Origin of the sequence: Collinsella sp. Sow4_D11 (genome assembly GCF_052116465.1) — a bacterium.
Taxonomy (GTDB): domain Bacteria; phylum Actinomycetota; class Coriobacteriia; order Coriobacteriales; family Coriobacteriaceae; genus Collinsella.
This window is the reverse complement of sequence record NZ_JBQKLA010000015.1, coordinates 21507-40550: the sequence shown is the minus strand read 5'-3', so window position 1 is coordinate 40550 and position 19044 is coordinate 21507. Positions and strand designations below refer to the sequence as shown.

The window sequence follows — 19044 nt, the reverse complement described above, 5'->3', positions numbered from 1 at the left end:
AGTACGCCGCGTTCCGGTCGCGGCGGGCAGACGCTCAGCGAACGCTATATTGCCGGCGTCCCCGCCCGCATCATGCGCCCTCGTTTGATATTCATGGCGTGCCTGTTTACTTTAGTGTGCTTTGGTCTGCTGATGGTGTACTCGGCGTCATCGGTCGAGGCATTGCACGAGAACGGCTCGGCGACGTTTTTCCTGGTTCGACAGGCTACCTTTGCCGGAGTTGGCGTGCTTGCCATGGTTGCGATCGTTCACGTCTTGCCGGACAGCTGGTTTGGGGAAAATGTACTTAGGATCTTCCTTATCGGCATGATTCTCTTGCTGTTTGCGGTATTTCTTGTCGGCAGTGGCAGCCGTGGCGCCACGCGCTGGCTCAACATCGCCGGTATTCAGTTCCAGCCTTCTGAGTTTTTAAAGCCGTTTGCCATCGCGTATTCGGCCATCATACTCGACCGTTTCTTTTCGCCCGGTGGCAACATCAACGAGTTCCTTCGTAAGATGGTCGTCTACTTGGGCATTTCGCTCTTTTTGATCTTTATCCAGCCCGATTATGGCACCGTCTTGATCATCTCACTGACCCTCATGTGTATGGCGTTATTTGCGGGCCTAGACCCCAAGTTTATCATCGGCGTGATCATTCTCGTCATTGTCATGAGTGTGTTTGCGCTTGTTGCAGAGCCGTACCGCATGGTGCGTGTTCAGGTTGCCCTGAACCCTTGGGCCGACGAGTATGGCGATGGCTATCAGGCAACGCTTGCCATCATGGCGTTTGCTTCGGGCGGCTTGTTCGGCCGTGGCATCGGTAACTCCACCATGAAGTATTCGTATCTGCCCGAGGCACACAACGACTATATTCTGGCCATTATCGGCGAGGAGGTCGGTTTTGTCGGGACCGCGCTGCTCTTCCTGGTCTTTGCGATGCTGATTTACTCAGCGTTTCGCATTGCCGAACAGGCTGCGGACCGTCGCGGAGCGCTCATGGCATCGGGTTCCGCAGTCATTCTCGCGGTACAGTTTTTGATCAATGCGCTGGGCATCCTCAACGTGTTTCCCATGACGGGTAAGCCGCTGCCGTTTATCAGCTACGGCGGTTCGTCGATTATCGTATCGCTTATGCTTGCGGGGCTGATCTTGCGCGTCTCGCACGAGAGCGCCCGTCGTGATGAGTACGACCGTCGCCGCGAGAGCTTTGCCGTTATGGACGAGAGCACCGCCGGCGTGCCCCATGTGCGCGGCGATCGCCCTTCGCGCAACGGTTTTACCGTCTTGGATGGCTCTGCGTCCGAGCCGTCGGCTCGTCCGCGCCCGCGAACGGCTCCGCAGGGGCGTCCCCAACGCCCGAACCCCCGAAGCTCGGGCGGCGGATATAATCGAATCAATTTGAATTCGGACCCATCGGCGCGTCTGCGCACCGACGATCAGGGACCGCGCGTACGAAGGGATTTTCATGACCGATAAGATGACCGTTGCTATCGCAGCCGGCGGCACGGCGGGACATATCAACCCTGCGCTTGCCTTGGCTGAGGAGTTGCACGACCGCGGACATCATGTTGTGTTCGTGGGCCAGTCGCACAAGCTCGAGGGTCGTTTGGTTCCCGAGGCCGGGTTCGATTTTATACCTATCACGGTCACGGGCTTCGACCGCTCCCGTCCTTGGACCGCGCTGAGCTCGCTGTGGCGCGTCAATAAGGCCAAGCGCTCGCTCGCCAGCCATTTCTCAAAGGTTGTCAAGCCCGATGCTGCCATCGGTTTTGGTGCCTACGTCGAGGTCCCGCTGCTGGGCTGGTGCAAGGATGCGGGCGTTCCGTATCTGCTGCACGAGCAGAACTCTGTTCCGGGCCTGGCCAATAAGATGATGAGCTCCCATGCCGCCCGCGTGTGTATCTCGGTGCCGGCTGCGCGCTCTGTCTTTGAGCGCGGGGGCGACCCCGAGCATGTGCTCATGACCGGTAATCCGGTGCGCCGCTCGGTCATTGAGGGCGATCGCGCCCGCGGCCGCGAGGCACTTGACGTGCCCGAGGATGCGACGCTTCTGCTCGTCTTTGGTGGTTCGCTCGGTGCCCAGCATCTCAACGAGCGCGTAGCCTCGCTCAAGAGTGAGCTGCTGACCCGCGAGAATCTCTACATTTTGCATTCGACGGGAGCCGACGGCTTTGAGGACACCGAGCGTGCTTTGGCGCTGACGTCCGATGAGACGAAGCGCTATCGCGTCCAGCCCTACATTGACAACATGGGCGACATGCTAGCTGCAGCTGACCTGGTGCTCTCGCGCTCCGGCGCCTCGAGCGTGGCCGAGATTGCCGCCCTCGCCGTGCCTTCGGTGCTCGTGCCGTATCCGCATGCCACGGCCGACCACCAGACGACCAATGCGCGTTATCTGGTCGATGCCGGCGCCGGCGTGCTTTGTGCCGATGCCGATATCGATGCTCCGGCGTTTGCCGAGGAGCTGCTGCATCTGGTCGATGACGCCGCAGCGCGCGATGCCATGCGTCAGGCGGCGCGCGGGTTGGCTCAGGACCGCGCCGCCGCACTTTTGGCCGATGCGGTAGAGGGTTTGCGTTAGTTAGACGGGATATCGAGCTTGCGCTCGCGCGGATGAGGTAGGTGCGGTACAGTTAACGGGTTACAGGCAGTGTTTACGCAAGGAGTACACGAGCACATGGCTGATTCCCAGACTGCAACCTCCGCGCCCGAGTTCAAGAGCGCCCACTTTATCGGTATCGGTGGCGCCGGCATGAGCGGCATCGCTCTCGTTTTGCACGAGCGTGGCTATGCCGTTACCGGTTCCGACCTTAAGACCTCGCGCTACATTCGTCAGCTTACCCGTGCTGGCGTGAAGGTTCATGTGGGCCACGAGGCCGCCACGATCGATGAGGTCAAGCCCGACGTGGTCGTGGTCTCTACCGCTATTCCTGAGTCCAACCCCGAGCTTGTGCGTGCTCGCGAGCTCGGTATTCCTGTGTGGCCCCGCGCCAAGATGCTCTCGGCTCTGGGCCACGGCTACACCACCATCGCTGTTGCCGGTACGCACGGCAAGACCACGACGTCCTCGATGTGTGCCACCATGCTCGACCGCATGGGTCTGGATCCCAGCTTTTTGATCGGCGGCATCGTTGAGGGTTACGATACCAACGGAAAGAACGGCTCGGGTGACTACTTTGTCGCCGAGGCCGATGAGTCCGACAGCTCGTTCCTGTTCCTGAACCCCAACGTGGTCATCGTGACCAACGTCGAGGCCGACCATCTCGACCACTACTCGGGCATCGAGGAGATCGAGGCCACCTTTGCCAAGTTTATGGGCCTGGTTGGAGAGAGCGGTACCGTCATCGTTTGCGGTGAGGACCCGCATCTGGTCGAACTCGCCAAGTCGACGGGTCGCCACGTGCTTTCCTATGGCTTTGCCGAAACCAACGACGTCGTCTGCGTGCATCCGGATGTCAAGGGCATTCAGAGCGACTTTATCGTTCGCCTTGAGGATGGGACCGAGCATGCTGTCGAGATCAAGAGCAACCCCGGTCGCCACAACATGCTCAACGCCACGGCAGTGCTAACCGTTGCCCATGTCCTGGGTCTCGACGTCGATGCCGCAGCCGAGGCGCTTTCGAGCTTTGAGGGCGTCCGCCGCCGCTTTACCCATGTGGGCGATATTGACGGCATCACCGTGGTCGATGACTACGGCCATCACCCCACCGAGATCAAGGCGACGCTTGCCGCCGCCTCGTCGCTGGGCTATAAGCATGTTGACGTCGTGTTCCAGCCGCACCGCTATTCGCGTTTGCAGGCGCTGTGCGATGACTTTGCCGATGCCTTCGCCAATGCCGATAAGCTGCTGCTCATCGATGTGTTCTCTGCCGGCGAGATGCCGATTCCGGGCGTTACCTCCAAGATGCTCGCTGATACTGTGCGCGCCAAGCACCCTGGCAAGGAGGTCGTGTACTGCTCCAGCCGTCTCGAGCTCAATCGTGAGCTCGAGAAAATGGTAGGTGAGGGCGATCTGCTGCTTACTATGGGCGCCGGCGACGTTACGACCGTTGGCCCTGAGTTCATCGAGTATCTGACTGCCAAGAAAGACGCTTAGCCCCTATGGGTCTGTTTAACGCCGTCATGGCGCTTTCGGGCATGATTGACACGGATGTAGTCGAGGATGAACGCCTTGCGCGTCATACGAGTTATCGTATCGGCGGCAAGGCCGACCTCTTCGTGACGTGCCATAGCTATCATGCCCTTCGTCGTGCCGTGGCAGTACTCGACCGTGAGCAGGTGCCGTGGGTCATTATCGGCAAGGGATCTAATCTGCTCGTTGCCGATGCGGGCTATCGCGGCGCCGTCATTTCGCTGGGGCGTGAGTTTCAGCGCACCGTTGTTGCCGAGGACGGTTGCACGCTGACCGTTGGCGCGGGCGTTATGTTCGCACGTTTGGTCAACGATGCCCTGTCGCGCGGGCTTTCGGGCCTTGAGTTTGCGGTTGGCATCCCCGGCTCGGTCGGCGGCGCCGTATCTATGAACGCCGGTACGCGTACCGAGTGGATAGGTTCGCTTGTCGAGGATGTGGTCACGTTTGACCCGGCATCCGGCATTAAGCATTATGCGGGGTCCGAGATTGCCTGGGGCTACCGTGAGTGCAGCCTGCCGCGTAACGAGATTATTCTCGAGTGCGTGCTTAAGCTCAAGCCTGCGCCTAAGGCCGACATTCGCGAGCGTATGGAGCGGTACCTGACGAGGCGCAAACGCACGCAGCCCATGGGTCGCGCTTCTTGCGGGTCGGTCTTTCGCAATCCACCCGACGCGAGCGTTGGCAAGCTGATTGAGGATTGTGGATTAAAGGGTTTTTCGGTTGGCGGTGCGGAAGTTTCGCCCGTACACGCTAATTTTATCGTTAATAACGGTACCGCCTCGGCCGATGACGTGGCCGCGGTTATCAGGCATGTGCACGGAAAGGTGAGGGAGGCGTATGGCATCGAGCTCAGACCGGAAGTCAAATTCCTCGGCTTCTAGAGCATCGAAACCTACCTTCCGCCGCGCCGGAGGGCGTTCCGGCGCACCCGTCCAGCCTCAACGCAAGCCCCCTGTGTCCTCCAAGCCCGCTGGATCCGTACGGTCCGCCAAACGTCCGGTCGTCGGCTCGCAACTTGGTGGACGCCCTGCCGCAAAAAAGACGGTTCACCCGGCTCCGCGCCCCTCGGTGACGTCTAAGTCGGCGATGGGTGCCAAGCCCTCTCGCCCCATAGTGACGCCCAAGCCCTCGCTGGGGGCTAAAGCGACGCATCCCGGTCGTACGTTGGGCGCTGCCAAGCCGCGCTCGTTGACGTCGGTGCCCGCCACTAAGGCACCTGCGACCAATAAGGGTATCAATCCGCTGTCGTCGCTTGGCGCCATGGCGAGTAAGACGTCCGAGGCCGCCTCTGCCGTTAAGGGCAAGGGCAAAATCGTGGGCGGAATCTTGGCGGCTGTGGCCGTGCTTGCCGTCGTTGCCATCGTCGTTATCAATTCCGGCCTGTTTGCCGCTACCGATATTCAGATCGAGGGCAGCGAGCATGTGACCAAGCACGATGCCATGCAGCTGATCAGTCTGCCCGAGAACACATCGCTCTTCAACGTAAATCCCGACCAGATCACCGAAGATCTCAAGCAGAACCCGTGGGTTTCGGGCGTGGACGTTCAACGGCAGTTTCCCCACACGCTCGTCATTACGCCGACGGAGCGCAAGGTCACCGCGATCGCTTATATAAGTTCCGACGATCTTGCCTGGGCCATCGGCGACGATGACACCTGGATCGCACCGCTTTCGACCTCTGTGGAGGTGGACGACCAGGGAAATGTCGTCACTTCGGGTGAGGGCGCCAACACATTGAGCGGTATCGATGCTGCGTTGGCGCTGGCCAAGCACTACGGGGCCGTGCTGCTTACCGATGTCTCGGCTGATGTCGAGCCGGTCTCGGGGCGGGCTGTTTCTTCCAAGGCCGTTAAAGCGGGCCTGGATTACGTGCGTGGTTTTTCCGGCGAATTCTTGGCGCAGATCAAGGATATTTCTATACCTTCGGTCGAGGCCATCTCGGCGAATCTTGATAATGGCGTTGAGGTCTCACTGGGCGATTCTGATGATATCGCCAAGAAGGAACGCGTCGTGACCAAGCTTCTGTCGCAGGTAGAGGGCGTAACCTACATTAACGTTCGGTCTCCCGGCAACTATACGTTTAGAAACGCACCGACCGCTTAGCGTCGGTGCGTGGCTTTGTTGAGGGGCCATACCACGCCGTTTATCTGGTTTGTTTGGTTTTCACGGTCAATTATTTGACTGATACGTTCATAATGTGCAAACATAATACGGTTTACCTTTGCATTTACTTTCAACCTGAAGGTTAATGTGCGCAGGGGTCAACCCATGCTATGGCTATAACCTTTGTTCGGAGGACCGACATGCACGAGACAGAGATCAACAACTACCTTGCCGTCATTAAGGTGGTCGGCGTCGGCGGCGGCGGTACCAACGCGGTCAATCGAATGATCGAAGAGGGCATTCGTGGCGTCGAGTTTGTTGCCATCAACACCGATGCTCAGGCGCTCGCGATCTCTGATGCCGATATCAAGGTCCACATCGGTACCGACCTTACCCGCGGCCTGGGCGCTGGCGCCAACCCCGAGGTTGGTCGCAAGGCTGCCGATGAGTCCCGCGATGACATTGCCGAGGCGCTCGCTGGCGCCGACATGGTGTTCATCACCTGCGGTGAGGGCGGTGGCACCGGCACCGGCGCCGCTCCCATCGTTGCCGATATCGCGATGAACGAGGTCGGTGCGCTGACCGTCGCCGTCGTGACCAAGCCCTTCACCTTCGAGGGCCGCAAGCGTAAGAAGAGCGCCGAAGAGGGCATTAAGACCCTTTCCGATTGCGTCGACACCATGATCGTTATCCCTAACGACAAGCTGCTCGACATCGCCGAGAAGAAGACCACCATGCTCGAGGCCTTCGCGATTGCCGATGGCGTCCTTTCCCAGGGCACCCAGGGCATCACCGACCTCATCACCGTCCCGGGCATCATCAACCTGGACTTCGCTGATGTTAAGACCATCATGAAGCAGGCCGGCACCGCCATGATGGGTATCGGTACTTCTTCTGGGGACACCCGTGCCGTCGACGCCGCCCAGCAGGCTATTTCCAGCCCGCTGCTCGAGAGCTCTATCGATGGTGCTACGCGCGTCCTGCTCTCCATCGCCGGCTCCAAGGATCTGGGCATCCAAGAGATCAGCGACGCTGCCGACGTTGTCGCCAACGCCGTCGATCCCGAGGCCAACATCATCTTCGGTACCGTTGTCGACGAGTCCCTGGGCGATCAGGTGCGCATCACCGTTATCGCTACGGGCTTCTCCGACTCTAATGTCAACCGTCAGGACGAGCTCTTCGCTGCCCAGCAGTCCCAGAGCAAGGCTTCCGTTGCCGAGCCTCAGCGTACCGCTCCCGCTGCAAGCTCGGCTCAGTCTGCCCCGACCCGCAATGTCGGCGGTACGGAGCTTCCCAATTTTGGTAACGACCAGTTCGAGCTTCCCGACTTCCTTAAGCGTGGTAGCTTCTAGTTCGTTTTTCTCAACAACCTGCACGGGGTGTGTCCATTTGGATGCACCCCGTTTTGTTTCTCGTTTGTAAACGAAAGTCTCCAATCTCTTTACGTTCCCCTTACGTTTGGTCCCTACCGCTGCGGGTATCCTTTTGTAGAAGTATGGCAGCCGTATGGCACGGACTGCTGCGGCTTGGCCGCGATACTCGTGTTATTAGGAGGCTTTAGTATGGCAGCACGTGCGGACAACGTTTCGCGTGTCGACCATGATGGAGTTACGTTGGTAGAGGGCGCGACGCACGATGTCCGCTTTGCCTTCACCGAACGCACTGGCGGTGTTTCCGAAGATGCGTACTCCTCACTCAATCTGGGCTCGCATGTTGGCGATGACCCCTTTGCCGTTCAAGAAAATCGTCGCCGCGTACTCGAGGCCATGGGTGTTGCCGAGTGCGAGCACAACCTGCTTGTCCCCAATCAGGTACACGGTGACAATGTCGTGACGGTGACCTCGAACGGCGCCGATGATCTCGAGAACATTCGCGAGCAGATTGCCGAGGGCTGCGATGCCCTCGTCTGCACGGCGCATGAGGTGCCCGTGATGCTTTGCTTTGCCGATTGTGTTCCCGTTGTGCTGGTGGCTCCCGGCGGCTTTGCCGTGGTGCATTCTGGCTGGAAGGGCACGATTGCGCGCATTTCCGCCAAGGCGTGCCAAGCGCTCTGCGAGGCGGCTGGCTGCAAGCCAGACGACATCTCTGCCTATATTGGGCCCCATATCCTGGGTGACGAGTACGAGGTGTCCCAAGAACTTATGGACCGCTTTGCCTCCGAGTTCGCGTGCATCGATGCTGCCGCTTCTCGTATGATCGATCTTTCCGCCCCCATTCGCGAGGCGCTGATGGACGCCGGCGTCGAAGCGAACGGCATTGTGGACACCAAGCTCTCCACCGTTCGTCAGAACGACCGCTTTTATTCCTACCGCAACGAGGGCGGCACCTGTGGGCGCCATGCTGCGATCGGCGTGATGCTATGAGAAAGATCGCATCGGTCCTAAGCGCGGCAGTGCTCACGCTTACGCTGTGTGCCTGCTCCTCGGGATCTTCCACGTCTTCTATCACCGTGGCCGGCTCGACCACCTGCCTTCCCATTGCCGAGATTGCGGCCGAGGGCTTTAAGGAGGAGACCGGCACCGACGTGCTCGTCTCTGGCCTTGGCTCTTCTGCCGGTATCGAGGCCGTCAGCAACGGCACGGCTGACATCGCCAGCTCGTCTCGTGGCCTCAATGCCGACGAGCAGAATCTGGGCCTGACCCCGATTGTAATCGCGCACGACGGCATCGCAGTCATCGTGAACGACGATAATCCGGTCGACAACCTCTCGACCGAGCAGCTTCGCGACATATACGCCGGTAAGATTACCAACTGGAAGGAAGTCGGCGGAGAGGACCTGAAGATTCAGGTTATTAACCGCGATGAGGCGTCCGGTACGCGCGAGGCCTTCCGTACCATCGTGATGGACGGCACGCCGTTCGATCGTCGCTCTGCCGTTCTTTCGGGCACGGGCCAGGTACGCGATGTCGTGTCCCGTTCGCGTGGTGCCATTGGCTACATCTCGCTGGGTTTTGTCGAGAGCCTCAACGCTAAGACTTCGGTTAAGGCTGTTTCGGTCAACCATGTCGAGGCATCCGAGAAGACGGTCGCAAGTGGCGGCTACCCCATCTCGCGCGACCTTTACTTCTTTGTGAAGGGTACGCCTTCGCAGCGTGCGCAGGACTACATTGACTATGTGACGTCCGAGAAGATGGACAAGCAGATTCGCGAGGCGGGCTTTATTCCCGTCACCAACGACGGAAAGGGGAGTGAGTAGCATGGAAGCGCAGGAAACCCCCCAGATTGAGCGAGAGGCTCAGGCGCCCAAAAAGCGTGAGTTGGCGTTGGTGTCGCGCAGCACCTATCTCAAAGAGAAGGCGCTGCAGTGGATCTTCTTTGCTTGCGCGTTCTTGGCGGTCGTCACCGTCATCCTGATTTTTGTCTTTACCACGTACTCGGCGTTGCCCGTCTTTACCGACATCGGTTTGGCGGACTTCTTTAGCTTTACGTGGGCGCCCTCCGAGGGCCATTACGGCATTATGTCGCTGCTGGCGGGCTCTGGTCTGGTGACGGTCGGTGCGCTCGCCATGGGTGTGCCCCTGGGTGTGGGCACGGCCGTGTATCTGGTCGAGATCGCCGGCAAGCGCGTGCGCAGTCTCATCAGCCCCGCCGTCGACCTGCTGGCGGGTATCCCCTCCATCATCTACGGTTTCTTTGGCATGGTCATCATCCGTCCGTTTATCGCGCAGCTGACCGGCGGTCTTGGCTTTGGTGCGCTGACAGCGTGGCTCGTGCTCGCCATCATGATCGTTCCCACCATCACCACGCTCACCATCGATGCCCTCAATTCCATTCCCATGGGCATTCGCGAGGCATCCTATGCCATGGGTGCCACCAAGTGGCAGACCATCTACAAGGTCGTGCTGCCTGCAGCCAAGTTGGGCATCGTCGATGCGATTGTCTTGGGCATGGGTCGTGCCATCGGTGAGACCATGGCCGTGCTCATGGTCGTTGGCAACGCTCCGGTCATCCCGGACAGCATCTCGAGCCCCATCTCGACGCTCACGAGCCAGATCGCGCTCGATATGAGCTATTCCTCGGGCCTGCACCGCTCGGCTCTGTTTGGCATGGGCGTGGTCCTGTTTATCATTTCCGCCGCATTGGTGGGCATCGTCCGTCTGATTTCCAAGAAGAAGAGGGGGTAGGCTATGTCCGATTCCGTTGACACGACGGTCGATACGACCTCGTCGCGCGAACGCATCAAGCGTGCCCTTTCCCATGGTAAGAAGGGCCGCATCAACAAGGATCTGTCCAACAAGATTATGCTCGGCGTGTTTCGTGCCGCGGCCTATATCACCACGCTGGTGCTGGTCGCCATCATCGCCTATGTAGTTATCAACGGTCTGCCGCACATCTCGCTCGACTTTATCTTTGGCTGGCCGCAGGGCGTAAACGCCGAGGGCGGCATTTGGCCCACTATCGTCTCGACCGTCTACGTGACGGCGCTCGCCATGCTCATCTGCACGCCGGTTGCCGTCTTGGCTGCGGTCTATCTGGCTGAATATGCCAAGCAGGGCAAGGTTGTCGACATCATTCGCTATGCTGCCGATGCCCTGGCCTCGGTGCCCTCCATTGTTATGGGCCTTTTTGGCTACGCCTTGTTTGTCGAGGCCATGGGCCTGGGTCTTTCGATGGTTTCGGCCGCCCTGGCGCTCGCACTTCTGATGCTGCCCATTGTCATGCGTACCACCGAGGAGGCAATCCGCGCCGTTCCGCGCTATATCCGTTGGGGCGCATATGGCCTGGGTGCCACCAAGTGGCAGGTCGTCTCCAAGATCGTGCTTCCTTCGGCTTTTGGCCGCATCGCCACCGGCATCGTACTTGCCATCGGCCGCGCCATCGGCGAGACCGCCGTGGTGCTCTACACCATGGGCCAGGCCATCAACCTGCCTATTTCGCCGCTCGATTCCGGTCGCCCCATGACCGTTCACCTTTATCTGCTTGCCAATGACGGCATCAACATGAACGCAGCCTACGGCACCGCGCTTTTGCTGATGGCGATTATTCTGGCCTTCAACCTGTTTGCGCGTTATCTGTCGCGCAAACGCCGCTAGTTAAGGAGTCCCATGTCCGTCTATCAGTCCGCTCCCACGCTGGAGCAAGCGGCCATCACGGCCAAGGATTTCAACTTTTGGTACGGTGACTTTCATGCGCTGACGGGGCTCGACCTCAACATCGCCAAAAACGCCATTACCTCGTTTATCGGCCCTTCGGGCTGCGGCAAATCGACGTTTTTGCGCTGTATCAACCGTATGAACGACCTTATCGAGGGCACGCGCGTCGAGGGCACCATGACGCTCGACGGCAACGATATCTATGCCGAGGGCGTCGACCCGGTCGACCTTCGCCGCCGCGTGGGCATGATTTTTCAGCAGCCCAACCCGTTCCCTAAATCCATCTACGAGAATGTTGCTTTTGGCCCTCGTCTGCAGGGCGTGACTAGCAAAAGCGACCTCGATGACATCGTGGAAGAATCGCTCAAGCGCGCCAACCTCTGGAAAGAGGTATCCAATCAGCTCAACAAGGATGGTTTGGCGCTTTCGGGCGGTCAGCAGCAGCGTCTGTGCATCGCGCGTGTGCTCGCGGTGCAGCCCGATGTCCTTCTGATGGACGAGCCCTGCTCCGCCATCGACCCCACGTCCGTCTCCAAGGTCGAGGATCTGATGGCTGAGCTGGCGCCCGAGATGACGATCATCATCGTCACACATTCAATGCAGCAGGCAGCTCGCATTAGCGACTACACCGCCTTCTTCTTGCAGGAGGTTGCCGGCGAGCCCGCCACGCTCATCGAGTATGGTCAAACCGACGCGATCTTCACCAGCCCGGTGGATTCGCGGACGGAAGACTATATCACCGGCCGCTTTGGCTGATCGGTGCGACTAGTCCCAAGCCGATCGGACCTGGTCCGGTGCGTATTCACTGTGCGGGCGGCATGACCGCACCCAACTGATTGGAGTGAACCATGCGCAAACTGTTTTCCCGTCAGCTCGTCGAGGCTCGTCACGAGATGTTGAGCATCTACGAGGCTGTAGACCTGGCTCTTCACGACGCCGTGAAGGCCTATGTGACCGACGACCGCAAGCTCGCCACCAAGACCAAGAAGCGCACGCTTTCGATTGACGCGCGCTGCGCCAACCTGGAGGCCGTGTGCTACAACCTGATCGCTACACAGTCGCCGGTCGCCTCCGACTTCCGCTTGCTGCAGACAATCATCTACGTCGACTTTAACCTGCAGCGCATGACCGATAAGGTTCGCCAGATCTGCCGCGCCACGCGTCATATGGTCAAGGCCGATATCTCACTGCCCCAGGAGCTCGTCGGTACGGTTGAGGCCGAGGCCGAAGCCGTATACCAGGTGCTGGGCTCGTCGCTTTCCGCGCTTGTCACCAACGACATGTCCATCATCTGCAACTTGGCCGTCGAGGACGAGCCGGTGCATGCGGCCTATGAGAAGTTCTTCCGTACCTTCAACCGCATGGACGCGGGCGAGTTTATGGACGACGACAGCAACTATGACGATCTGCGCCGCGCCATCATGGTTTCGCGCTACCTCGATCGCATCGCCTCGATTTCCATCGATGCCGCCTGCCGTCTGACCTTCCTTTTGACCGGCCAGCGCATGAACGCCGGCGATATCGCCCGTACGGACGAGGATGAGCTCGAGAGCATGCGCGTACCTTCGGGCGAGGGCGTCATCATGAGGCCCGCTGTCGATGCGCGCTTTGTTGCCAAGGTGCCCGCTAACGAGGTGAGCGAGGGTCTTCGCTACCTGCTCGAGCACCTCGAGGACGAGGACGATACCGAGGATGACGAGGAGTAGGGTAGCTCCGTTCGTCGAAAGATTGTAAATACCTAAGTGAGCGCGGCCTTGCACATGCAGGGCCGCGCTCTTGCGTTAGCATGGGACTACTTGTACGTCTGTCTGCGGAGGCGATTGGCAATGGATAATTATTTGAACGTGATGCGCGCTCGCCGCGAGCAGATTCTCGAACGCTTTTATGCCGCACTCGATCGCGCGGGCCGTTCTCACGATGCCGCACGTCTGATTGCCGTCTCCAAGACCGTTGGCGTCGATGAGACCGTTGCTGCCATCCAGGCAGGGTATCGTCATTTTGCCGAGAACCGTCCGCAGGAGCTTGTTCGCAAGCTTACGGGGCTGGCGGAGCATCCGGAGCTGCCCGAGGTGCGCTTCGATATGATCGGTAATCTTCAGACCAACAAGATCAATGCGGTGCTGGGTGCGGCCGAGCTGATTCATTCGGTGGGGTCGCTTCATTTGGCGCAGGCTATCTCGAGCCGTGCCGTCCGCAAGATGAAAGCGGGCGAGCTATCTGCTCCTCAGCATGTGCTGATCGAGGTCAATGTAAGCGGCGAGGAGTCCAAGGGCGGCTTTTCGCCCGATGAGGTTCGTGCCGCGGCTGGCGAGCTTGCGGAGCTTGAGGGAATTTGTGTGCAGGGGCTTATGACCATGGCGCCCCGGGGGAATAAGGATGTGGCGCGCCGCACCTTTGCCGGGCTGCGTGAGTTGAGGGATGAGCTGGAGACGGCACACCCCGATCTGTGTCTGCCTGAGCTATCTTGCGGCATGAGCGAGGACTTTGAGCCTGCCCTTGAGGAAGGCTCGACGCTTGTTCGCCTGGGCAGGGTAGTATTTAGCCCGGAGTTTGAAGTAAAATAAGAGCCTGAAGTGCGCGCTGATTATCAGAGCGCCTGCATTAGACCGTGAGAGGACACAACCATGGGTTTCCTTGACGAAATTAAAAATAAAATGCACCTAGGCGGCCAGCAGGGTTATGACCAGGGTTATGGCCAGGATGATGACTACGGTTACGATGACGGCTATGACGACGGCTATCAGAACAACGGCTACAGCGGTGCTTCGGGCGAGGGCTTCTATACGCAAGATGAACCGAGCAATGGACTGCTGGGGCAGACACGCCGCGGAGAGGCTGAGTCGGTTGCTGTGTACACGCGTTCCGGTCAACTGATCGGTGACGACTCCCGTCACGCTACGACGTACAATCCGCCTTCGCGCTCTCAGGATGCCGCTGCGGGCGGTTATCGTCCCGGCGCCTATGACACGCCGTCAAGCTACGCCGAGAACGCTCGGGTCCGCGCTGCCGCTGTGCCCGCTCCTGCTTCAACGCCGAGCGATGCCTCTGCCTATGCGAGCAATATCATCAACGCCACGCCTCAGTTGCCGGCCTACGTTCTTCGTCCGGAGAGTTATGACGACGTGGAGACGGTCGTGCGCCGCGTGCGTACCAAGCAGCCTGTCGCGCTGATCTTTGTGGGCGTTCGCACCGAGGTCGCCAAACGCGTCCTGGACTTTAGCTATGGCTTTGCCTGCGGCCTGGGCGCTTCGGTCAAAGAAGTGGGCGATCGCGTGTTTATGGTGCTGCCCGCCGGCTGCGAGGTCAAGGATTCGGATCTTAAGAAGCTTCGCGCCGACGGCTATCTCAAGTAAAGACAAGGCGAGGAGATTCCCATCAACATCTACACCATCGTTCAGCTTGTCAACACGCTGTTTAATTTTTATTCCACGTTGATTGTGGTCTACTGCTTTATGACGTGGATTCCCATGAAGCAGGGTGGTTTGCTACAGGATATCGCGGCGGTGCTCGACAGCGTTTGCGGCCCTTGGCTCAACCTGTTTCGCCGGTTTATGCCGCCGATGGGCGGTATCGATTTTTCACCGGTCGTTGCGATTATTGCGTTGCAGTTGGTGCAGAAGCTCATTCTGCAGCTACTTATAGGTATACTCGTATAGGACTGGCTCAGTAACCTATGTCGGGCGCTTAGCGCCAAGGCGATGATAAAGGAGAACTTGTTATGGCTATTACCCCTGCTGACATCCAGGCTCAGACCTTCTCTGAGGCCAAGCGCGGCTACGATCCCGCCGAGGTCGACGTCTTCCTGGAGACCCTGTCCTCCGAGGTCGACGCTATGCTTGCCAAGATCGTTGATCTTAAGGGTCGCCTGACCGCCACCGAGCAGCAGCTTGCCGATACGCAGGCTCAGCTTGCGCAGGCCCAGGATTCTGCCGCTCAGGCTGCCCCTGTCGCCACTCCCGCTCCCGATTTCTCCGCTCAGGAGCGTCAGATTTCCGCCGCTCTCATTGCGGCTCAGCAGACCGCCGAGGCGATTGTCAACGACGCTAACGAGAATGCTGACCGCATCCGCAACGAGGCCGACGCCAAGGCCCGCGAGGTCATCCGTCAGGCCCTGACCGAGAAGCAGGCCGAGCTCGAGGAGATTGACCGTCTGAAGGCTTCCCGCGAGGAGTTCAAGGCCGAGTATCTCAAGCTCATTCAGCACTTTATGGACGATGCTCAGAATTCCTTCCCGGCCGATCTGCTGGCTTCTACGCCGGTTGGTTCCGCGGCTTCTCCTGCCGTGACCATGCCTGCCGCCGAGCCGCTGCCTGTCGCTGATCCGGTTGTCCCCGTGGCCGATCCCTTCGCCCCGATTGACAACTTTGCCGCGGACGACCTGGACTAGCGCCAAAACTACAATCTAGCTCTTAAAAGGAGCTCGCGCTTGCGAGCTCCTTTTTTGTATCTGTATACGGGTTGGGAAACAAAACGCCGAGCTCTGCGTGCGATAGGGCAGAACTCGGCGAACGTTTGAGCGGTAAAAGGTAGGTTTTAGGGCATGGGCCAAAAACTACTTGAGGAGGAAATTGGATAGGGGAATGGTGCGGGCCTCGCGATGCTCGGGGTCGGCGATATGGTCGGCGGGATAGCCGCAGACGAGCATGTGGTAGGGATAAACGCCCTCGGGCAGGTTGAACTGCTCGCGGGCTAGCTCGGGCTTAAAATGGCATACCCAGCACGTTCCCAGGCCCTGTTCCTCGGCCTCCATCATCATCTGATCGCAAACAATCGAGGTGTCGATAGCGCTGGAGTTCATCTGGTCATAGGGACGCACCCAAGCATCGTTGGTAACGCTGCAAACGAGGAAGATGAGCGGAGCGCCAAAGATGGACCCATCACGAGCAAACCGAGGCTGACAAGCAGCTGCCTTTTCCAGAAGCTCAGGTGTATCCAACACCATCACGCGGGTTGGATGATTATTGCAAGCAGAAGGAGCAATGCGCCCAGCCTCAACAATGGTATCCACCACAGCCTGCTCAACAGAACGATCCTCAAACAAACGACAAGAATACCGAGACCGAGCCAGATCCATATACGACATACAAGCCCTCCAACAATTAAAAATCAAACAAACCCAAAGTAACCTAAAGAGTACCCAAAGCAGCAATCAGTCAAACGCTCACCAAGGGCCAAAGTGTCCGAGCGGGTACCAAAGGTCCCTTCAGCCAAACCCCCATTGCGCTAAAACTATCAGCCAAAGTTCCAATGGTGGTACACAAGGGAGCGGGCCCGACCACTGATAACCTTTTGAACGACTCTGCTTGCAGCCGGAGTGAAAAAAGGTTATCAGTGGTCGGGCCCGCGACCGGTGGGACGCGTACCCCCAATTAACTGTTCTTCATGACAATCGAATCCACGACATCGGCCACATTCTCGCAGCAGTCGGCGCAGTACTCCAAGAAGGCGTACACGTCACGCCAGGCGATGACCTCGAGCGGGTCCTTGCCGTTGACGTGCAGGTTACGCATGGCGTTGATGTAGAGTTCGTCGGCCTCGGACTCGATGGTGTTGATCTGGATGACGAGCGCGCGCAGCGTTTTGGACTTGCGGTAGTTGGGCAACTCGACCATCAGGTCCTTCATGGCGCGGCAGGCGTCGGTCACCTTGTGGGCGATCACGATGGCATCGGGGTGGATGCTCTGGATGTTGGTGAAGTAGAGGCGCTGCACGACACCCTCAATACGGTCGAGCACGGTATCGAGCGAGCAGCTCATTAGGTTAAGGTCCTCGCGCTCAAGCGGGGTGATAAAGGCCGTGAGCAGGGCGTCTTCGAGCTCATGGTGCTTCTTGTCTGCTGCATGCTCAATCGCATGCATCTTCTCGAGCATGTCGTGGATCTGCGCGGGGTCAAAGTTCTCAAAAATCTTGGTGAGCAGCTCGGCTGCCTGAACGGCGAAGTCGGCGCAGGCGACGTAGTTGTCAAAGTAGAACGAATCGGGTTTCTTTGCCATGAGTGATCCTTTCGGGGCGAAGACGGGTGGGCGAGGTAATGCGATCCGGATGGACGTTCGGTTTGACTAGAGGAACATCATGAACAGCCTGGCCATAACAAAGCTGATGAGTCCACAGGCGGGGAAGGTGAAGAACCACGTGAACATCATGTCCTTGACCACGCCGAAGTTGATGGCCGAGAGGCGCTTGACGGCGCCGACGCCCATGATGGCGCAGGTCTTGATGTGCGTGGAGGACACGGGGATACCGGTGAGCGTGGCAAGCAGCAGGTTTGCGGCTCCTGCCAGGTCGGCAGAGAAGCCCTGATACTTCTCGAGCTTAACCATGCTCTGGCCGACGGACTTGATGATACGCTCACCGCCCACGCTGGTGCCGATGCCCATGGTGGCCGAGCACAGCAGCATGATCCAGATGGGGATGCCGGCGTCGCCGACGCCGGTCTGTCCGTTGGCAAAGGCGACACCTAAAAAGAGCACGCCGATGAACTTTTGTCCATCCTGCGCGCCGTGCATAAAGCTCATGGCCGCGGCGCTCGCGATCTGAGCATATTTAAAGAAGACGTTGGCACGTCGCCTGTTGGCGGCAGCGAAAAGAATCGAGACGAGCTTGCACAGGATCCAGCCCATGACAAAGCCCAGACCGATGGAGAGCGCCAGGCCGTAGATGACCTTCATCCACTCGTGGACATTGACGCTGCTGGCGCCGCCGAGGGCGATGGCAGCGCCGGTCAGGCCGGCGATGAGGCTGTGGCTCTGCGAGGTGGGGATGCCAAAACGCGATGCCGTGGCGCCGTAGACGACGATGGAGAACAGGGCCGCGCAGAGGCACGCGAGCGCCATGGTGCTGTTTCCGCCAAAGTCGACGATATGGGAGATGGTGTTGGCAACGCTGGCATTAAAGTGCGTCATGATGAGCACGCCCAAAAAGTTGAACGCGGCACTCATGAGAATGGCGGCGCGGGCGGGCATGCAACGCGTGGTGACACAGGTCGCGATGGCGTTGGGCGCGTCGGTCCATCCGTTGACGAAGATGGCGCCGAGCGCGAGGAACACGGTGACGGCAAGGACTGGGTTCGAAACAAGTTGGCCGAGGAAGGCTGAGAACGTTACGTCCATATATGGGCTTTCTCGAAGTTTGCAGAAACGTTACAAAAACATGATAAATCGTATCACCTCCTGCGGGTTTCTTTACCGAGTTCTGACGGGAGAAGTGAATTTTTTGGCACTAAAATTGAATATTAGCCCTGTTGACCGCGGGTGTTCTTTTTGCTAACACGCCGTGAGGACACGTGCGCTCGCTCCGACACCCCAAAACCACAGTCTGTTCGCTTTACAATATGCAAACATGCGTTCGATAATAGGGGCATGGAATATCGACAGACAGATGGCAAAACTCGGCGCGTGCACAAGCAGTATGTGGACGTCGTGGCCCGCATCCTCGCGGGCGGACAAGTTGTGCCGGTTACCGTCTGCTGGGTCGACGGTCGCTGCTTTACGATTGACGAGATTGTCTCGTCTACCGGTTTTGGCCTGACGGTTCACGGCATTCGTACGGCAACCTATAAGGTTCGTTTTGGCGGACATACGACCGAGCTGTATCTGGAAGACCAGGCGCGTGAGCGACCGGATGGCTCGCAGGCTCATCTGATGCGGTGGTGGGTGTGGGCGTTCGACCGCACACTCGAGAGTGAGCGCCGCGGGTAAGAGTGCGCGCCATTCGGGTACAATGGCAGGAATCTTGTCA

General features: G+C 58.9%; 20 protein-coding genes. 17 read left to right on the top strand and 3 right to left on the bottom strand.

From position 1 onward, the window contains the following. Window positions 1–93: 93 nt before the first annotated feature. From ftsW to ACTQ40_RS07355, 16 genes are all read left to right on the top strand, one after another. Complete coding sequence (gene ftsW, locus ACTQ40_RS07430; RefSeq protein WP_441563698.1) at window positions 94–1455, top strand: putative lipid II flippase FtsW; 1362 nt, start codon at window positions 94–96, stop codon at window positions 1453–1455. Further along, window positions 1445–2560, top strand: coding sequence for an undecaprenyldiphospho-muramoylpentapeptide beta-N-acetylglucosaminyltransferase (murG, locus tag ACTQ40_RS07425; protein WP_441044751.1), 1116 nt, complete (start codon window positions 1445–1447; stop codon window positions 2558–2560). The genes ftsW and murG overlap by 11 nt, the downstream gene beginning before the upstream one ends. A gap of 96 nt (window positions 2561–2656) precedes the next feature. Further along, window positions 2657–4075 (top strand): UDP-N-acetylmuramate--L-alanine ligase, encoded by a 1419-nt coding sequence (gene murC / locus ACTQ40_RS07420; protein WP_441044750.1) that lies wholly within the window; start codon window positions 2657–2659, stop codon window positions 4073–4075. 5 nt (window positions 4076–4080) lie between these two features. Continuing rightward, window positions 4081–4992 carry a UDP-N-acetylmuramate dehydrogenase gene (gene murB, locus ACTQ40_RS07415; RefSeq protein WP_154515248.1) on the top strand — a complete coding sequence of 304 codons (912 nt, stop codon included), beginning with the start codon at window positions 4081–4083 and terminating at the stop codon, window positions 4990–4992. Window positions 4993–5179: 187 nt separating this feature from the next. Further along, window positions 5180–6214 (top strand): cell division protein FtsQ/DivIB, encoded by a 1035-nt coding sequence (locus tag ACTQ40_RS07410; RefSeq protein WP_441016687.1) that lies wholly within the window; start codon window positions 5180–5182, stop codon window positions 6212–6214. Between the two features lie 200 nt (window positions 6215–6414). Next, a complete protein-coding gene (gene ftsZ, locus ACTQ40_RS07405; RefSeq protein ID WP_427727619.1) occupies window positions 6415–7566 on the top strand; it encodes a cell division protein FtsZ in 1152 nt (383 codons plus the stop codon). 210 nt (window positions 7567–7776) lie between these two features. Beyond that, entirely contained in the window at window positions 7777–8577 is an 801-nt protein-coding gene (locus ACTQ40_RS07400) for a polyphenol oxidase family protein (RefSeq protein WP_441044749.1), read from the top strand. Then, a complete protein-coding gene (locus tag ACTQ40_RS07395) occupies window positions 8574–9410 on the top strand; it encodes a phosphate ABC transporter substrate-binding protein (protein ID WP_154515256.1) in 837 nt (278 codons plus the stop codon). The genes ACTQ40_RS07400 and ACTQ40_RS07395 overlap by 4 nt, the downstream gene beginning before the upstream one ends. Before the next feature lies 1 nt (window position 9411). Then, a complete protein-coding gene (gene pstC, locus ACTQ40_RS07390) occupies window positions 9412–10338 on the top strand; it encodes a phosphate ABC transporter permease subunit PstC (protein ID WP_441033191.1) in 927 nt (308 codons plus the stop codon). A gap of 3 nt (window positions 10339–10341) precedes the next feature. Continuing rightward, complete coding sequence (pstA, locus tag ACTQ40_RS07385) at window positions 10342–11247, top strand: phosphate ABC transporter permease PstA (RefSeq protein ID WP_427727613.1); 906 nt, start codon at window positions 10342–10344, stop codon at window positions 11245–11247. A gap of 12 nt (window positions 11248–11259) precedes the next feature. Further along, window positions 11260–12063, top strand: a complete 804-nt coding sequence (gene pstB / locus ACTQ40_RS07380) for a phosphate ABC transporter ATP-binding protein PstB (protein ID WP_089571588.1) — start codon at window positions 11260–11262, stop codon at window positions 12061–12063. A 92-nt stretch (window positions 12064–12155) separates the two neighbouring features. Continuing rightward, window positions 12156–13013 carry a phosphate signaling complex PhoU family protein gene (locus ACTQ40_RS07375; protein WP_427719211.1) on the top strand — a complete coding sequence of 286 codons (858 nt, stop codon included), beginning with the start codon at window positions 12156–12158 and terminating at the stop codon, window positions 13011–13013. Window positions 13014–13133: 120 nt separating this feature from the next. Next, window positions 13134–13871 (top strand): YggS family pyridoxal phosphate-dependent enzyme, encoded by a 738-nt coding sequence (locus ACTQ40_RS07370; RefSeq protein WP_441044748.1) that lies wholly within the window; start codon window positions 13134–13136, stop codon window positions 13869–13871. 60 nt (window positions 13872–13931) lie between these two features. After that, a complete protein-coding gene (gene sepF, locus ACTQ40_RS07365) occupies window positions 13932–14660 on the top strand; it encodes a cell division protein SepF (RefSeq protein WP_154515266.1) in 729 nt (242 codons plus the stop codon). Window positions 14661–14675: 15 nt separating this feature from the next. Beyond that, complete coding sequence (locus ACTQ40_RS07360) at window positions 14676–14963, top strand: YggT family protein (RefSeq protein WP_427727642.1); 288 nt, start codon at window positions 14676–14678, stop codon at window positions 14961–14963. Window positions 14964–15025: 62 nt separating this feature from the next. Next, window positions 15026–15694, top strand: a complete 669-nt coding sequence (locus ACTQ40_RS07355) for a DivIVA domain-containing protein (protein WP_154515270.1) — start codon at window positions 15026–15028, stop codon at window positions 15692–15694. A gap of 165 nt (window positions 15695–15859) precedes the next feature. On the opposite strand, the gene ACTQ40_RS07350 is transcribed toward ACTQ40_RS07355, so the two are convergent. The 3 genes from ACTQ40_RS07350 to ACTQ40_RS07340 form a co-directional block, all read right to left on the bottom strand. Beyond that, window positions 15860–16381 carry a nitroreductase family protein gene (locus tag ACTQ40_RS07350; RefSeq protein WP_441563699.1) on the bottom strand — a complete coding sequence of 174 codons (522 nt, stop codon included), beginning with the start codon at window positions 16379–16381 and terminating at the stop codon, window positions 15860–15862. Window positions 16382–16676: 295 nt separating this feature from the next. Further along, a complete protein-coding gene (locus tag ACTQ40_RS07345) occupies window positions 16677–17300 on the bottom strand; it encodes a DUF47 domain-containing protein (RefSeq protein WP_441044747.1) in 624 nt (207 codons plus the stop codon). A gap of 66 nt (window positions 17301–17366) precedes the next feature. Further along, a complete protein-coding gene (locus tag ACTQ40_RS07340) occupies window positions 17367–18416 on the bottom strand; it encodes an anion permease (protein ID WP_441016702.1) in 1050 nt (349 codons plus the stop codon). A 249-nt stretch (window positions 18417–18665) separates the two neighbouring features. Here ACTQ40_RS07340 and ACTQ40_RS07335 point away from each other — a divergent pair, with 249 nt between their 5' ends. Further along, a complete protein-coding gene (locus ACTQ40_RS07335) occupies window positions 18666–19004 on the top strand; it encodes a hypothetical protein (RefSeq protein ID WP_154515278.1) in 339 nt (112 codons plus the stop codon). Window positions 19005–19044 lie beyond the last annotated feature (40 nt).

Coding starts and splice junctions, on each gene's coding strand:
- ACTQ40_RS07375 (WP_427719211.1), top strand. CDS start 12,156: ATGCGCAAACTGTTTTCCCGTCAGCTCGTCGAGGCTCGTCACGAGATG.
- ACTQ40_RS07370 (WP_441044748.1), top strand. CDS start 13,134: ATGGATAATTATTTGAACGTGATGCGCGCTCGCCGCGAGCAGATTCTC.
- pstA (WP_427727613.1), top strand. CDS start 10,342: ATGTCCGATTCCGTTGACACGACGGTCGATACGACCTCGTCGCGCGAA.
- murG (WP_441044751.1), top strand. CDS start 1,445: ATGACCGATAAGATGACCGTTGCTATCGCAGCCGGCGGCACGGCGGGA.
- sepF (WP_154515266.1), top strand. CDS start 13,932: ATGGGTTTCCTTGACGAAATTAAAAATAAAATGCACCTAGGCGGCCAG.
- ACTQ40_RS07345 (WP_441044747.1), bottom strand. CDS start 17,300: ATGGCAAAGAAACCCGATTCGTTCTACTTTGACAACTACGTCGCCTGC.
- ACTQ40_RS07350 (WP_441563699.1), bottom strand. CDS start 16,381: ATGGATCTGGCTCGGTCTCGGTATTCTTGTCGTTTGTTTGAGGATCGT.
- ftsW (WP_441563698.1), top strand. CDS start 94: ATGGCGTGCCTGTTTACTTTAGTGTGCTTTGGTCTGCTGATGGTGTAC.
- ACTQ40_RS07395 (WP_154515256.1), top strand. CDS start 8,574: ATGAGAAAGATCGCATCGGTCCTAAGCGCGGCAGTGCTCACGCTTACG.
- ACTQ40_RS07340 (WP_441016702.1), bottom strand. CDS start 18,416: ATGGACGTAACGTTCTCAGCCTTCCTCGGCCAACTTGTTTCGAACCCA.
- murB (WP_154515248.1), top strand. CDS start 4,081: ATGGGTCTGTTTAACGCCGTCATGGCGCTTTCGGGCATGATTGACACG.
- murC (WP_441044750.1), top strand. CDS start 2,657: ATGGCTGATTCCCAGACTGCAACCTCCGCGCCCGAGTTCAAGAGCGCC.
- pstB (WP_089571588.1), top strand. CDS start 11,260: ATGTCCGTCTATCAGTCCGCTCCCACGCTGGAGCAAGCGGCCATCACG.
- ACTQ40_RS07400 (WP_441044749.1), top strand. CDS start 7,777: ATGGCAGCACGTGCGGACAACGTTTCGCGTGTCGACCATGATGGAGTT.
- ACTQ40_RS07335 (WP_154515278.1), top strand. CDS start 18,666: ATGGAATATCGACAGACAGATGGCAAAACTCGGCGCGTGCACAAGCAG.
- pstC (WP_441033191.1), top strand. CDS start 9,412: ATGGAAGCGCAGGAAACCCCCCAGATTGAGCGAGAGGCTCAGGCGCCC.
- ftsZ (WP_427727619.1), top strand. CDS start 6,415: ATGCACGAGACAGAGATCAACAACTACCTTGCCGTCATTAAGGTGGTC.
- ACTQ40_RS07355 (WP_154515270.1), top strand. CDS start 15,026: ATGGCTATTACCCCTGCTGACATCCAGGCTCAGACCTTCTCTGAGGCC.